Raw genomic sequence first — 16266 nt, 5'->3', positions numbered from 1 at the left:
CAGGACGAGCTGCGAAAATTCCGCGGGCGTAATATACGACAGCGAGGCCGCCACCAATGTGACGACCCCGCTGATTGAAATCATGCCTCATGCGGCCGGTCTACGCCGCCGAGGCACGTCATCGGCCGCAAGGCCAACAGCGCTGCCGGACAGCAGACCGTCACAACACCGGTCATAGCCCGGTCACAGCACCGCCATGCAGACGAAATCAAGGATGAACAGCGCAGAGACCACCCAGATCACCGGATGAACCTCCTTCGCCTTGCCCTTGCAGGTCTTCACGATGCAGTACGTGATGAAACCGCCGGCGATGCCGTACGAGATCGAGTAGGAGAACGCCATGAACACGGCGGCGAACAGCGCCGGAATCGCGTCATCGATGTTGTCCCATGCGATTTCCTTCAGGCTTGCGGCCATCATGCAGCCGACAATCACCAGCACGCCGGCCGTCGCGGCGGACGGGACAGCGGAAATCACCGGGGACAGGAATGCGGACAGGGCGAAGCAGATCGCTACCACAACCGACGTCAGGCCCGTGCGGCCGCCGGCGCCGATACCAGCCGCGGACTCCACATAAGTCGTCGTGTTCGAGGTGCCGAGAATCGCGCCGATTGACGTGGCGATGGAATCGGCGAACAGCGCGCGATCCATCTTCGAGCTGAAGCCGGAACCGTTCTCCAGAGCCTTCTCATCCTCGTCGGAGAAGATGCCGCTGCGGCGTCCCGTACCGATGAAGGTGCCCAGCGTGTCGAAGGTATCGGACATCGAGAACGCGAAAATCGTCACCAGCACCAGCGGGATACGCGCCGGGTCGGAGAACAGTGCCGGGAAGCCCTTGGCGCTGAAGATCGCGCCGAACGTGGTCGGCAGCTGGGAGAAGGTCTCGCCAATCGACACGGAATTCGACATCGTGGTAAGGCCCATCGGGATGCCGATAATCGTGGTGATGATGATGGTCAGCAGCAGGCCGGCCTTCACCTTGGTCACCGTGAACACGATGGCCAGCAGCAAGCCGATGAGGAACAGCCACAGCGTCGGGTTGTTCAGCGTGGCCAGGCCCGGGGTCGCGGCGGTTGCCAGACCCTTGCCGGCGGACTTCGTATCCTTCGGGGTGAAGGTGATGAAGCCGACATTGAGCATGCCGACATACGCGACGAACAGGCCGATGCCGCCGCCAATCGCGTGCTGCAACACCTCAGGAATCGCCTGGATGATCATCTTGCGGATCTTGGTAACTGTGATGATGATGTTAATCAGGCCGCACAGGAACACCATGCACAAGGTCTCCTGCCACGTGAACTTCAGCCCGAAGCACACCGTATACGTGAAGAACGCGTTCAGACCCATGCCGGCGGCCTGCGCGTACGGGACATTGGCGAACAGGCCCATGACCAGCGTGCCGATGATTGCGGCGATGATGGTGGCGAGGAACACGCCGCCCCACGGCATACCCGTCTGGCTCAGGATCTGCGGGTTGACGACGATGATGTACGACATCGCGAAGAACGTGGTCAGGCCTGCGGTGATCTCGGTGGATACCGTGGTGCCGTTCTCCTTGAGATGGAAGAACTTCTCCATGGGTTCTGCTCTCTCCTTGATTCTTGGATTCTTGGTTTGCGCGCGGCGGATGGGCGCCGTGCTGAGGTTACTGCGACTCGCCCGGTCGCCGGCCATGCGGCCGACGGCAAGGTTCACGCGATGGGCGAACCGCGTTGTGGCGCCGCCGACCCATCGGACATGCCCACGATAGCATGTGGAGAAGTCATGGAGATGCGGGGGCATCTTCCGACCACATTTGCCCGGCGTGGTGGACCCGGCCGGCAGCGCATTCGTAATATGCACATGTATTGCATCTGCAAGAATCCGGGAACGAACATCACAACAGGAACATCATCATGAATATTATCCAGCGATCCCCGAACCCAGCTCCGAAAGCCCAGGGCTTCCACGAGCAACTGCAGGCGCGAAGTATCGCCGCACAACAACAATGTCTGTCACTACCGAACAACGCCGGCACGCAACTCATCTTCGCAGCGGCAACATCTCTGGAACTTCAATGCATCCCAGTACTTCGACATCCCGACGAGACGCTGAATCTCCTTGACGCGACCAGTCTGCCCGGTATGCCGCGCGCACGATGCATGGGAATCAGAGAACACCGATGGCACATCGGGACTCAGGAATCAGTGATCCGGCACCATAGCGGGCTGCGCACGCTTGATCTGCTCCACTCGTGGGCCCAACTGGCCACACAGCGCACGCTTGAAGAACTCATCATCATCGGTGATGCAGTAGCCACAACCCTGGCAAAGAACAATACTCCCCTCAGCAAAGAGTTGACGCAGCAACTGCGCGCCACACAAGCGGAGTTACAATCGCAGACTGCGCAACATCAGATTCCAGTTCAATCTACAGTAGTCGAGACCATCCGTAGATTCGTCAGCCGCACGGAACGGTACCACGGAAAAAAGGCATGCATCCAAGCCGCGCAATATATTGCTTGCGGATCGATGTCCATGCAAGAGACACGAGTACGACTTGCGCTGATCCAACATGGGTTGCCCCGACCCGATTGTAATCTTGTAGTCAATCTTCTGACCTTCAATTCAGGAGTGCCGTATACGCTAGATCTTGCATGGTCTGAGGCACAAGTCGGCATCGAATATGACGGAGACCACCACCGCACCGATCGAAGGCAATGGCGCAACGACCACGAAAAACGCAATCGTTTGCAACAGAACGGGTGGCACATTTTCACCATTGACGCGGATACCATCAACACTGTTGACGCCCGGGCGCACTTTGCGCTCAATGTAGCGCGGGTGCTCAGCCAGCGCGGCGTCACGTCCGGATTCCGACCCATTGCGAAGCCGTTGTGAAGGAGAAGCAATCAAGCGCGGGGGCAGAATCCGCAGTAGATGCGAATGTTGCTGTTGCGCGGCAACAATGGCTGCACGGGAGGAGAAAAATCAAAGAGACGCAGGCAGTCGAGCGAAGACAGTGACAGACACTAGCGGGACTCCCGGGCGGATTCGCCAAACTAGTGCCGACCTCCCGGGAGTTCTTGCAGATTCGCACAATGGTGGCTGAACTCCCGGGAGTTTAAGAGCAAGGACGCGTTTTGCCACTCATGTGACAAAGAAAACGTTGGAATACCAACACGCCCTCAATGAGGGCAGCGGGAGTTTATGGCAAATCCGCGGAACAGCGACTAAACTCCCGGGAGTTTGATTGCCAAGACGAAATTCGGCACAGATGCGACAAGAGAATACCTCGTAACACGACACGACCGGAACAAGCGTTGCAGTAGGGCCAGAGACCGAACTGCAAATCTGTCACACCCATTACAGCACGGGGATGATTCCCGTACTGTGATGTAGCAGGATTTCCAAGAATGGAAAGGCCATGGGCCTTTTCCTGGTTGCACGCGTTCAAACAATACAAAGGAGGGGCCGATGGCTCGTATCATATTACCTTGGATCAGAACGAGATCCTCGCGCTGCTGAATGCCGGCGCGCATGACGGCGACAGCGTGGACGGGAACACAGGCTGATGCGGCGAGACGCAGGCGGACGCGGGCGGACGTGTTTCGCCAAATCCGCGGAAGGGTGACAGAACTCCCGGGAGTTTATGAATAAGAACCGAATCCGGCACAGATGTGACAAGAAGAACGTTGAAATACCAACACGACCGGAATCACGGCAACGGGAGTTTACGGGTGAATCAGCGAATCGGACAAGAAGTCCCACGACGGCGCGGGCATGCCAGCCGCACGGGACAGACACGCACAGAACAACAGATATTCGCAGGCACACGCGGCACCGGAGCGGGATTTTATGGATGATTCACAGGACATGGGCAAAACTCCCGGGAGATCATCCAGGGCATGCGGATTCACAGGAAAAGTGACAGAGAAAACGTTGAAATACCAACACGAGCATAATTACGCCAACGGGAGTTTACGCTCCCAATCGCAAATCAAGCGAGAAGTCCCACGCCGATGCGGGAGAACAGGGTGGAAACAGAAGAACACGCATAAACTCCCGGCGTAGGACGCCTGGCAAGGAAATTTAGGACGGATTGGCGGGATAGGCGATGTACTCCCATGTATAGGCACAGCGCAGCTGACGACGTGCTCCGAGTCAGATGCAGGTTGAAAGCCGACCACGGATACGCCCGTGCCGACACGCGGGGCAACATTTTCTGGCCGGCTGAAGCCGGCTTGCGGCGGCCCACTGGGCCGTCGCTACGATTTGGCTGATGAATCAGCCTCACGTGCAATTATTGAGCCCCGCGCTGCACGCGCGGGGCAACATTTTCTGGCCGGCTGAAGCCGGCTTGCGGCGGCCCACTGGGCCGTCGCTACGATTTGGCTGATGAATCAGCCAAATCGTCCCGATACGTACCGCTCGGCTTCTTCGTTTTGGGGGTTGTTGAACATCGTGGTCGTGTCGGCAAAATACTCGAGATGACCGGGTTGGCCAACGGCCTTCAGGTTGAAGAATGCGGTGAAGTCGGCGATACGCGCCGCCTGCTGCATGTTGTGGGTCACGATCACAATCGTGTAATCATGCTTCAACTCGTTGATCAGATCCTCCACGGCCAGCGTGGAAATCGGGTCAAGCGCGGAGCACGGCTCATCCATCAGCAGCACCTGAGGGTGAACAGCCACAGCGCGCGCAATGCACAAGCGCTGCTGCTGGCCGCCGGACAGGCCCACACCCGGATTATCGAGGCGGTCCTTCACTTCGTTCCACAGATTCGCACCACGCAACGCCCACTCGACCAGATCATCGGCGTCCGACTTGCTCAAGTGCTTGTTGTTAAGCTTCACACCGGCAAGCACGTTCTCGCGAATCGACATGGTCGGGAACGGGTTCGGGCGCTGGAACACCATGCCGACATCACGGCGGACAGCCACCGGGTCCACATCCTTGTCATACAGGTTGCGGCCTTCCAGCAGCACCTCGCCCTTGACGTGAGCGCCGGGGATGATCTCATGCATGCGGTCGAGCGTGCGCAGCACCGTCGACTTGCCGCACCCGGACGGACCGATGAACGCGGTGACCTTGTTCGGCTCGATGTTGATGTTCACATCTTCCACGGCGAGGAAATCGCCGTAGTAGATGTTCAGATTCTTGACATCAATACGTTGTCCCATTGTTTTCCTTCAGTTTGTTCCGGATTTCCGAAAACGATTGCATTCGCGTCAGCGTTCGGTCTTCACCGCGAAGACGCGGGCGACCAGACGACCGATGAGATTGAGGATGAGCACGATCACGATGAGCACCAGAGCCGCAGCCCATGCACGCTGCATCGGGATGTCGGTCACGCAGGAAGCTCCGGCGGACGCGGGGCACGCGACCTTGAGCTTGCTGTACTCCTGGTAGACGTAGACCGGCAGCGTGGTCATCTGACCGCTGAACAGGTTCACGTTCGTTGTGGAGATGTAGCCGGCAGTCATCAGCAACGGGGCCGTCTCGCCTACCACGCGCGCAATCGCGAGGATCACTCCCGACACGATACCCGGCAGAGCGGTGCGCAGCACGATCTTCGTAATCGTCCGCTGCTTGGTCACACCCAGCGCGTACGAGGCTTCGCGCAAATCGTTCGGCACGATCTTGAGCATCTCCTCGCTGGATTTGACAACCGTCGGGATCATCAGCAGAGACAACGCGACAGAACCCTCGAAACCGTTGAACGTACCCGGTCCAACGAGAATCGTGAACATGGAGAACGCGAACAAGCCGGCGACAATCGAAGGCACACCGCTCATGACATCGACCAGCAGGCCGATGGACTTGGCGAATTTGCCGCCACGCGAGTATTCGATGAGGAACACCGAGCACATGATGCCAATCGGCACCGAAATGACCAGTGCGCCGAGCGTGATCTCCAGCGTGCCGATGATGGCGTGTTGGATGCCGCCATACCCGCCGGACGCGGTCGGCCGTCCGCCGATCACGCCGGACATGTTGTAGGACAGGAAGTTGAGATTGAGCCTCTGCACGCCGTTGGAGATAGTCGTCCACAGCACGGAGAACAGCGGGATGAGCGCCACGATGAACGCGACCGAGATCAACGCCGTCATGGCGACGTCATGACGCTTGCGGCGGGCGACCATGGAACGCGTGGGTTTGAACTTGTCGAAGTCAATAACCGGCGCGCCTTTCATCGGCGACTCGCCGGCAGCTTTCGCGTACTCTTCCGAAGCGGTCATCATGCGCTCACTTTCTGCGTGATCTTGCGGGCGATGAAGTTGACCACGAAGGTAATCAGGAACAGCACGAGGCCGGTGCCGATCAGCGTGGACACGCCCAGCGAGTTCGCCTCAGGATACTGGGCGGCGATATTCGCTGCGATGGTCTGGTTCTGCGACGCCTGAAGAATCTTAAATGAGTAATGCAGGCCAGGCGAAAGAATCATGAGGACTGCCATCGTCTCGCCAAGTGCACGGCCCAGGCCAAGCATCGAGGCAGATACCACGCCGGACTTGCCGAACGGCAGTACCGCGAGCTTGATCATCTCCCACTTGGTGGCGCCGAGCGCGAGCGCGGCCTCCTGTTGCAGACGCGGGGTCTGCAGGTACACGTCGCGTGCCATGGAGGTGATGATCGGCAGGATCATGACCGCGAGCACCACAGCCACCGTGGCGACCGTGCGCGCCGGATTGGCAGCAGGTCCATTGAACAGCGGAATCCAGCCGAGGTATTTGGCGACCCAGTTCCAGAACGGGTAGATGGCCGGCACCAGAACGATGCCGCCCCACAGGCCGTAGATAACCGACGGGATCGCCGCCAGAAGGTCGACAATCGTGCTCAGCGCGGTGGCCAACCCCTTGGGGGCGTACTGCGAGATGAACAGCGCGATGCCGACGGATACGAAGAAGGCGATGAGCAGGGCGAGCGCCGCAACCAGGATAGTGCCGAACGCGAGGGGCCCCACATACTGCCAGAAGTTATGCGCCTTACTGCCGGTGAACGACTCGATAGTCGCCTTGTTGGCGTTCTGGTCGCCGCCGATCAGCGGCCAAGCGCGAAAGAAGAGGAAGAGAAAGACCGCGGCAAGCACGACAAGGATGAGGGTGCCGCACGCGAATGCGATCCATTTGAATACCTTGTCCGCTGTTTTGCCGCCGACCGGCTGGTCGATCGTGGATTTCTCGGAACTCACAGGTTCTCCTTATGGGCTTACGCCCGTAAATCGGGCACATGATGGAACCGGCTTCAGGCCGCGCCCCGGCTTGAAGCTGGGCCGCGGCCTGAAATCGTTTCATCATTCCATTATCGATGATACCGTCTGACGGGCGTATCACGGCCCGCCCGGAATCCTACCCGGGCGAGCCGTTCAGTGCGCGTCACTTGGTTTCGATCACTTCAATCGACTTGGTGACCTTCGCGCGCAGGGTATCGCTCATCGGGGCGGAGCCGGCGTTGTCGGCGGCGACCTGCTGGCCGTCCTTGCTGACCACGTAGGTGAGCCAGGACTTCACGAACTTCGCGGTGTTGGCGTCCTTGTAGGCCGGGCACACGATGGCGTAGGAGACCAACACGACCGGGTAGGCGCCGTCCGTGGTGGTGGTGTGGTCGAGCTTGACGACGACGCGGTTGTCGCCCTTGGCGGAGTCGTCGAGCGGGGAAGCGTCTACGACTTTGGCGGCCGCCTCAGCGGAATACGGAACATACTTCTCGCCAACCTTCACGGCGACGGTGCCCAGATCGCCGGCCTTGGAGGCATCGGCGTAACCGATGGTGCCGTCGGCCTGGCTGACCGTGTTGATCACGCCATCGGTGCCCTTGGCGCCCTGGCCAACCTCATTCGGCCAGTTCTCGCCCAGGTCGTAGCTCCAGGCATCCGGAGCGACATCCTTCACGTAGCTCAGGAAGTTCTTGGTGGTGCCGGACTTGTCGGAACGGTGGACCACGGTGATCGCGGTGTCAGGCAGGTCGACCTTCGGGTTCTGCTTCTTGATCGCGTCATCGTTCCACTTGGTGATCTTGCCGTCGAAGATCTTGGCGATGGTCTCGCCATCAAGGTTCAGGTGCTTGTCCTTGCCGGAGATGCCCTTCAAGTTGAACACGATGGCGATCGGGGAAATGTAGACCGGGACATCGAATGCGGTGCCGGAAGCGCACACGCTCTTCGACTGGGAGACCTCGTCATCGCTCAGCGAGGCATCGGAACCGGCCCATGCGGTGGCACCGGTGAGGAAGGTGCTCACGCCTGCGCCCGAACCGCTCGGGTTGTAAGAGATCTTCGCGTCAGGATTCTGCTCCTGATAGCTGGCGATCCACGCTTCAACAGCGGACTGCTGCGAGGAGGCGCCGGCACCTTGGAACTCGCCGGAAATCTTCTCGGCGGCAGAAGAGGACGAGCCGGAGCTGGAAGTACCAGACGCAGGCTCGTTGTTTCCGCAGGCGCCAAGTGCCGCGATCATGGCGACACCGGAAACAGCGGCGATGGAACGTACAAGCAAATTCTTACGCATGTCTTCTAATCCCTCTGAACATTGCAACGGGCGCGATTGCGCCCTGTGCCTCGGAGTGTGTACCCCGCATCATAAACATGGCACCTTTCCATTCATGACAATTCAAGCCTATGGGAGATTGCGGGGGCTACGGGCCAAATCAGGTGAACGGAAGATGAACTCTTGTCGATATCGTGGGGCCTCCGCAGGATTGCGTCTCCTGCAAATTGCCAACCCACAACCTTCTACCGATGCTGAGGGCGGTGTCAGCGTCGGTAGAAACAGGAATTACACAAACTGGCTACGCTGGGAACGCCCGCTGCGTAACCAGTTTGAAAAAGCACACAAACCAGCTACGCTGACACGGCCCGCTGCGTAACCAGTTTGGGAAAGCGGACACGCACGGGGTTACTTGGTGGGGTCGTCGATTTTGTAGCCCAGGCCGCGCACGGTCGTCAGGCACTGCGGATGGGACGGATCGGTCTCGATCTTGGAACGCACGCGCTTGACATGCACGTCCAACGTCTTGGTGTCACCGACATAATTCGACCCCCAAATACGGTCAATCAGCTGGTGTCGGGTCATCACGCGGCCCTTGTTCTGCATGAGATATTCAAGCAGTTCGAACTCCTTGAGCGGGAAGAACACGTCCTGCCCGCGCACGGTGACCTGATGCTCGCCCACATGCATGGTGATATCGCCGCAGACGAGCGCGACATCGTCATCCTGCGCGCCGGACGCCTGTTCTACGGACTGATTGCGTCGCAGCACCGCACGGATGCGCGCCAACAGCTCGCGGAACGAATACGGTTTGGTCACATAGTCATCCGCGCCGATTTCCAGCCCGACGACTTTGTCGATCTCCGCGCTCTTCGCGGTGAGCATGATAATCGGCACGCGGCTCTGCTCGCGGATGCGCCGGCACAATGCGATTCCGTCGATGCCGGGAAGCATCAGGTCAAGCAAAACCAGGTCTGCGCCGCCGCGAGTGAACAGCTCCAAGCCCTCCTCACCGGTTTCGGCGGCCTCGACGTCATATCCTTCGCGGGTCAGCTGATAGACCAACGGTTCTCGATAGGATTCCTCATCTTCAACGATCAGAATGCGTGTCATGCTGTTGTTCTGCTCCTTGCTGTTCCATCTGTCCCGTCTCTACGGCCTGCCTGTCCGTCCGCTCTTGTGACGGCGGCTTCCCGACAGCCCGGACGGACGTATCGGCAGCCTCTTGGCTGCTTGCGGACACATCATGATCGTCGCCACAGGCCAACGGAAGTTCAATCGTGAACGTCGAGCCGCTCCCCTCATGCGACCACGCTGAAATCGTGCCGCCGCACTCCTCGACGCAATGTTTCGTGATTGCCAGCCCGAGCCCGGTTCCGCCGGTGTCGCGCGACCTGGCAGGATCCACGCGATAGAAGCGCTCGAAGATACGATCCAGTGACTGTTCAGGAATGCCTATCCCCTGATCAATCACCCGGATGGTCACCGTCCCCTCGGCGTCATGCCGCGCGATATCAGCGGTGACCGTCGTACCTTCGGGGGAATAGTGAATCGCGTTCTCAATCAGGTTCTTGACCGCCGTGGTCAGCGCACGGGAATCAACCATGATAAGCGCCGGACCACCGGTATGTGTCACACGGATATCGATATTCTTGTGCTCGGCCTGCACGGCGTTCTGCTGGGCGGCGTCCCTGACCACATCCAGCGCGTCGATTTGATGTGCGGAAGCGATGCCGGCCGTGCTTTCCGCGCGCTGCAGCTCGATCAGACGCTGGACGAGATTGGTCAGGCGTTTTGATTCCTTTGAAATCCGGCCCGAGAAATAGCGCACGGCATCCGGGTCGTCCGCCGCGTCGGTGATGGTCTCGGCAAGCAACGATATCGCCCCGGCCGGTGTTTTCAGTTCGTGCGATACATTCGTCACGAAATCGCGGCGCATCATTTCAAACCGGCGGCGTTCACTGATATCGCGGATGAACACGGCCACACGGCTCTCGTCGATCGGCCCTGCGTGAATCATAAGATGGCGTGCGTGCGTCGGGCTTGCCTCCCCCGCTTTCACGCCGCGGCCCGGCCGGTCTCCTTCGCCGAGCAACTTCCGGCTTTCCAAGGTGATTTCGCGGTCCCGGATCTGCCCGTCCGCCGCAACCATCGCCGCGACCTGCGCCATGTCGTCACTGACGAATTGACCATCTTTGACGACGGCGAGCGCCTCGGCCGCAGGACTGACATAGCGGATATGCCCCTGACCATCCGCGATTACCAGCATGTCAGGCATCGTCTTGATGAACTGTTCTTCCGCCTGACGGACCGTTCCGCAGCCGAACACGCTCTGCTGCCGGGTGAAGCCGCCGACATCGTTTGATCGGGCGGCAGCTCCCTTGGCGGGTTCCTCTGCCGGATTGCCGTTCGTGCCAGCTCCAGATTCGCCCGCATCATGCCGGGTCTGTGCTCTCGCGCGGCGTCCCCAACGATATCCAAGCAGGACGGCGAGCACCGACACCGCGACCACAACGATCACGGCGATGGCCAATTGACGTGCGTCCATCGTTCCTCCCTGTGCCGCAGTCGCGGCGACTCCATGTCAAGCGTAACCTCACGGATGCTTTGGCATACCCGAGTTTGACTGAAGTTCGCCTGCTGTTCATATTCGCCGTCGAATCTGCGGCTGCGCTGTATCGTGCACGGCGGACTTACGGCAGCGTATTCCCGCTGGCCGCCGCTGACAGCGTTTACAGCCGCTTACAGCCGACGCACGATGTCGATGGCAAGGCGGGCAGCGGTATCCGCGTACTCGGAGATGTCAAATTCCTTGAACACTTCGTAATCGGTGTCGGCGTTGTCGCTCAGCGCGCGGATCACGAGGGCCGGCACATCGTTGCGGGCGGCGACATGCACGACAGCGGCGCCTTCCATCTCGACCGCGTCGGCGCCGGTAGTCTCCCGCACTTCCTTGACCTTCTCGGGCGAATCGACGAAATAATTGCCGGATGCAATCGTGCCGACAACATGTTTGATTCCGGCCGCATCGAGGGCTGCCGAGGCGACGTCCAACAGGTGGACATCGGAATGGAATTCCTCGGTTTTCGGCTTCCACTGGCCGACCAGACGCATATCAGTGTCCAGATAACGCAAGGTGCCGCCCAGGACGACATCGTTGATATGCAGGTCGCGGTTGAGATTACCGGCGATACCGGAGAAGATCACGGCCTGCGGATGGTAGGTGTCGATGAGGTACTGCGTGGTGGCGGCCGCATTGACCAGACCCATGCCGCCGACGGTTGCGGCGACACGGACCCGTTCGCCGGCGTTCGTGGTCAGGGTGCCGTGCGCGACGTCGAGACTTGCCTCACGGTGGTGCTCCACGTGGTCCAGCGAAGCTGCGATGAGCGCGACTTCCTCGTCCAATGCCCCAATGATGGCGATGGTGGTGGTCATTGTTGTTCCTTTGCTCTTGTGTGTTGCGTTGGTTTGATGTGTTGACATGTTCGGGTGTTGTACCGTGCCGACGCGTTGGTGCGTTGACGCGTTGGTGCGTTGACGCGTTGATTTGCCGCCCGAATCACTCGTTCCAACGACGTTGCGCGACGGCTTGTGCCAATTCACGCAACAGTTGTTCGGTATCAGGCCACGACAGGCAACGGTCGGTTATGGATTGGCCGTAGACCAGCTGATTAAGCGGGGCGGGTTTCTGGTTGCCGCCCTCAAGGAAGCTTTCCATCATCACACCGGTGATGCCGCGCTCGCCCTGGGCTATGCGCGCGGCGATATCGCGCACGACCTGCGCCTGACGATGCTCGTCCTTGCCGGAATTGCCGTGCGAGCAGTCGACGATCAGGCCGTGGGCCGCCGCGGAATCAGCGGGCAGCATCGCGCGGATGTCCGCCATCGCCTGTGCGACGGATTGTGCATCGTAATTCGGCCCGTGGCTCGAGCCGCGCAACACCACATGGCAGTCGGGATTGCCGAGCGTTTCGACAGCGCTCGCGCGTCCCAGATGGTCGATGCCGAAAAACGTGTGCTGTTGGGCGGCCGCATAGCAACCATTGACCGCCGCCTTGACGGATCCGTCCGTGGCGTTTTTGAAACCAACTGGCATAGACAGGCCGCTCGCCAGCTGACGGTGAATCTGGCTTTCCGTATTACGCGCGCCGATTGCTCCCCAGCTGATCGCATCGGAAATATACTGCGGGGATGTCGGCTCAAGGAATTCGGTCGCGGCGGCGAGCCCGGTGTCCAACACACTGAGCAGCACGCGGCGGGCGAGCAGCAGCCCTTTGCGGATTTGATGGCTGCCGTCGATGTCGGGGTCGTTAATCAGACCTTTCCAACCGATTGTCGTGCGCGGCTTTTCGAAATACACACGCATGACGATCAGCAACTGGTCATCCAGCTCGTCTTTCAGCGCGGACAGGCGATGCGCGTAATCGAGGGCGGCCTTCGGATCGTGCACCGAACAGGGGCCGACGATGACCATCAGACGGTCGTCCTGCCCGTACAGGCACGCCCGGATTGCATCGCGCGAATAGGCGACGAGATTCTCCGCCTGCTGCGACAGCGGCAGCGACGACAGCACCTGCGCGGGCGTGGGCAGCGGCTCGAGTTCAAGCACACGGCGGTTGATAATGCGGCTGACACCGATCTGATCCTCCCAGCGCGGAACATCCGTCACTTCCAAAGGATTCTTGCCTTCGCTGATTGCCTCGTGGATCGCGCGCAAATCCTCCGGCGAATTCAGCGGCTGCTGGCCGACATGCAAAGGATACGCCGCGTGCTGCGGCGCCTCCTGGCTGCCTGGCCTGCCTGACGGCCGCCCTGATGCCGACGGGGTTCTCGGGTCCTTCTTCTGGTCGTTCATCATGCCCTTTCGTCCATACTGACTCAAGCATAACGCCACCGAGTAGAAGGCGGGCAAGACGGTGACCGACGGCAGGCCCGGACTACCTGATCACGGGACTACCGGACCACCAGACTATTGGTTCAAGGAACGGCGTGCAGTGACCGCGTCAGCGAGCGTGTGCAGCAGCTGCTCCGTGCGGTCCCACGGCACGCAGGCGTCCGTGACGGACTGGCCGTAGACAAGCTGGTCGAGCGGGGCGGGCTTCTGATGGCCACCTTTCAGGAAGCTTTCCATCATCACACCGAAAATACCCGGCTCTCCTTGCGCGATGCGCCCGGCGATATTCTCGACCACTTCGGCTTCGCGGACCTCGTTCTTCCCGCAGTTGCCGTGAGCGGCGTCGATGACCACGCCGGCTTCGCTCACACCGGTCGCCTTCGAGGCCTTGAGCGCCTCAAGCGCGGCAGCGACCGACTCGGGGTCGTAATTAGGGCCGTGGCTGGAGCCGCGCAACACCACATGGCAGTCGGGATTGCCCTTCGTTTCAGCCGAAATCACACGGCCATCAAGATTAATCGAGAGGAAATAATGCTCGAATCCGGCGGTATAGCAGGAATCCGCGGCCGCTTTGATCGAGCCGTCCGTGGAGTTCTTGAAACCGACCGGCATGGACAGACCGCTCGCCAGCTCGCGGTGTACCTGGCTTTGGGTGTTGCGGGCGCCGATCGCACCCCAGCTGATCAGGTCGCACAAGTACTGCGGGGTAATCGGGTCAAGCCATTCGGTGGCCGCCGGCAGGCCAAGGCCCAGCACGTCGGTCAGGACCTTGCGCGCCAGCCACATGCCTTTGCGGATATTGAACCGGCCGTCCAGATCGGGGTCGTTGATCAGGCCCTTCCAGCCGATGGTCGTGCGCGGCTTTTCGAAATACACGCGCATGACGATGAGCAGACGGTCGCTCAACTCGCGGTTGACGGCGGCAAGCTTGGTCGCGTATTCGTGGGCCGCTTTGGGATCATGGATTGAGCAGGGGCCGACGAGCACGAGCAGACGGTCGTCACGACCGTGCATAATATCGCGGATTTCCTGACGCGAACGCAGCACCAGATCACGTGCGTCGTCGGTCAACGGCAGCTCGCGCAGAAAAGCGCGCGGGGCCGGAATCGGGTCAAGCTGACGGATATTGATGTCCACAGTCTCAGGGAGCACGGCCGCATCGCCGAATCGGCGCTCATCCTCAGCACTATCGGGACCACGAAGACCAGCCATCATTCTCTCCTTTCGACATGTGGGACATGGACTATTCACCCTATCGCAAGGCACGGAGCGAACCGGCACCGTGATTGCATACTGGAACGCAAACCGCCTACCGACGCTGAAAGATGCGTAAGCGTCGGCAGGCGGGACAATGACATGACAGGTGTCGTCAGTCAGCGAGAGCGCCCATCGGGTCCCAGGCAGGGAGCATGATGGCGGGCTCGTCCAGCGCGGCCTGGTATTCGGCCGGGAGCATCGTGCGCGGCACGGCCACCTCGTACACGTATTCGGTGAACCAGTCGTCGCTCATCGTGAAGTAGCCCTTGTCGGCAATCTTCTCGCCCCACGAGTTCTCGACGCGCCAGCGACGGGTCGTCTTGCCGTCATCGGCGACATCCACGCCGACGAACGCCATCGCGTGGTTCATCGCGGAATCGGCGAACCGCACGCGATCCTGCTTGTTCATATCGAAGTCCACATTGTAGACACGGCCGTACTCGAACAGGTCGGCCGCCCAGGCGCCCGACTCGCGGTCCATCATAGGATGGCAATCCGCGCCGAACCACACCGGGATGCCCTGTTCAGTCAAAATCCGACGCACGCAGTCCTTCATGAACTCGTTCGGCACATTGAGGTATTCGGTTGGGTCTCCCCCGGCGACATTGCCCAAATGCTCGATACCGATCTTGCGGCCCTTCGGATGTTCGACGCGCGGATCATCCACGAGGCACACGTAGTCCTCGAGCCCAGCATTCACATACTTCTTCCAGAAGTCGACCGGCGTAATCTCGCCGTCACGATGGAAATTGCCGTCCGCGTCGGTCCACTCCCAATCGAAGCTCTTCGGCGGTTCGCCAAGGTGGATGGTGAGGATGCGATGCCCGGCGTCGGTCGTGCGCGCGATAATCTCATCAATCTGCGCCTTGTTCGCGTACATATGCGCGACCGCGGTGTGCAGCAGCGCACGCAGCCGCGTGTTCATCTCGCCGGTGTTCTTCGAGGATGCGGTCTCCGGGAACAGATCCTTGGGGACGGCGCCGTACTTCTTGTACACGTTCATCGCCATCGTCCACTGGCCGCCGTCGCCCATCACGTCATGCAGAAGATGCTGCATGAGACGGGAATCCGACGGCTCGCCGGCACGCACCAGCGCGGCGACATCCTTGAGGAAGTAGTTCACGCGCTCGAGCTTGTCGTAGTACATGGCGTAATTCTGCGAGAACTCGAATTCCTTGAGCCCCAGGTTCTTCTTCGCGATGAAGCGGGCGACATTCAGCGAGCTGAACAGCCAGCAGCGGCCGGAATGGTCCTGATGGGTGACGGTGCCGTTGTCAACGACCGTGGAGAAGCGCCGCTGCAGGCGGCGGGCACGGTCATAGTTGCGTGCAACATTCTGGATGCCGGCGACAGTAACCGCATTCATGGCGAGGTGATTATGCTCGCTCGCGTCGAATTCCTGGCGGAGATTGTCCAATGCCTTAGAGGTCAACGGTGTGATCTGATCCATTCCTACCCCTTGTCTGTTCATATTGATGATTTCTGCCTGTATTCCAGTATTCCCGATTTCCGGTATTCCTGTGTTTCGCCCGTGCACATGGCGAGCGTGGTACATACGGCAGGAGGAGCGCCGGAATCCGGACGCTCCTCCATGTGTCAATGCCTTGAACGTCATGGGCTGACCGATGCCGTGATGACGGCGTCA

At 60.1% G+C, this 16266-nt stretch carries 12 protein-coding genes; 1 reads left to right on the top strand and 11 read right to left on the bottom strand.

What is annotated here, in order from left to right; translation table 11 throughout:
• Positions 1 to 183: 183 nt before the first annotated feature.
• Positions 184 to 1578 (bottom strand): NCS2 family permease, encoded by a 1395-nt coding sequence (locus K315_RS0101005; protein ID WP_029575803.1) that lies wholly within the window; start codon positions 1576 to 1578, stop codon positions 184 to 186.
• 317 nt (positions 1579 to 1895) lie between these two features.
• Here K315_RS0101005 and K315_RS0101000 point away from each other — a divergent pair, with 317 nt between their 5' ends.
• Positions 1896 to 2879: a hypothetical protein gene (locus tag K315_RS0101000; protein ID WP_029575802.1), complete on the top strand. Its 984-nt coding sequence runs from the start codon at positions 1896 to 1898 to the stop codon at positions 2877 to 2879.
• 1502 nt (positions 2880 to 4381) lie between these two features.
• On the opposite strand, the gene pstB is transcribed toward K315_RS0101000, so the two are convergent.
• From pstB to K315_RS0100945, 10 genes are all read right to left on the bottom strand, one after another.
• On the bottom strand, positions 4382 to 5161 hold the full coding sequence (pstB, locus tag K315_RS0100990) for a phosphate ABC transporter ATP-binding protein PstB (RefSeq protein ID WP_015451007.1): 780 nt from the start codon (positions 5159 to 5161) through the stop codon (positions 4382 to 4384).
• A 48-nt stretch (positions 5162 to 5209) separates the two neighbouring features.
• Positions 5210 to 6220: a phosphate ABC transporter permease PstA gene (gene pstA, locus K315_RS0100985; protein ID WP_029575801.1), complete on the bottom strand. Its 1011-nt coding sequence runs from the start codon at positions 6218 to 6220 to the stop codon at positions 5210 to 5212.
• Positions 6220 to 7173, bottom strand: coding sequence for a phosphate ABC transporter permease subunit PstC (gene pstC, locus K315_RS0100980; RefSeq protein WP_029575800.1), 954 nt, complete (start codon positions 7171 to 7173; stop codon positions 6220 to 6222). The genes pstA and pstC overlap by 1 nt, the downstream gene beginning before the upstream one ends.
• Positions 7174 to 7357: 184 nt before the next feature.
• Positions 7358 to 8488, bottom strand: coding sequence for a phosphate ABC transporter substrate-binding protein PstS (gene pstS, locus K315_RS0100975; RefSeq protein WP_029575799.1), 1131 nt, complete (start codon positions 8486 to 8488; stop codon positions 7358 to 7360).
• A 387-nt stretch (positions 8489 to 8875) separates the two neighbouring features.
• Complete coding sequence (locus K315_RS0100970) at positions 8876 to 9580, bottom strand: response regulator transcription factor (RefSeq protein ID WP_029575798.1); 705 nt, start codon at positions 9578 to 9580, stop codon at positions 8876 to 8878.
• Positions 9558 to 11015 (bottom strand): sensor histidine kinase, encoded by a 1458-nt coding sequence (locus tag K315_RS0100965; protein ID WP_029575797.1) that lies wholly within the window; start codon positions 11013 to 11015, stop codon positions 9558 to 9560. The genes K315_RS0100970 and K315_RS0100965 overlap by 23 nt, the downstream gene beginning before the upstream one ends.
• A 194-nt stretch (positions 11016 to 11209) precedes the next feature.
• Entirely contained in the window at positions 11210 to 11905 is a 696-nt protein-coding gene (mtnN, locus tag K315_RS0100960; RefSeq protein WP_029575796.1) for a 5'-methylthioadenosine/S-adenosylhomocysteine nucleosidase, read from the bottom strand.
• A 124-nt stretch (positions 11906 to 12029) separates the two neighbouring features.
• A complete protein-coding gene (locus K315_RS0100955) occupies positions 12030 to 13328 on the bottom strand; it encodes a 3-deoxy-7-phosphoheptulonate synthase (protein ID WP_029575795.1) in 1299 nt (432 codons plus the stop codon).
• 111 nt (positions 13329 to 13439) lie between these two features.
• Positions 13440 to 14576, bottom strand: coding sequence for a 3-deoxy-7-phosphoheptulonate synthase (locus tag K315_RS0100950; protein ID WP_029575794.1), 1137 nt, complete (start codon positions 14574 to 14576; stop codon positions 13440 to 13442).
• A gap of 157 nt (positions 14577 to 14733) precedes the next feature.
• Positions 14734 to 16071 (bottom strand): C1 family peptidase, encoded by a 1338-nt coding sequence (locus K315_RS0100945; protein WP_029575793.1) that lies wholly within the window; start codon positions 16069 to 16071, stop codon positions 14734 to 14736.
• Positions 16072 to 16266: the final 195 nt, after the last annotated feature.

The organism is Bifidobacterium thermacidophilum subsp. thermacidophilum DSM 15837, assembly GCF_000426425.1.
Lineage (GTDB): Bacteria > Actinomycetota > Actinomycetes > Actinomycetales > Bifidobacteriaceae > Bifidobacterium > Bifidobacterium thermacidophilum.
This window is presented reverse-complemented; position numbering and strand designations above follow the sequence as displayed.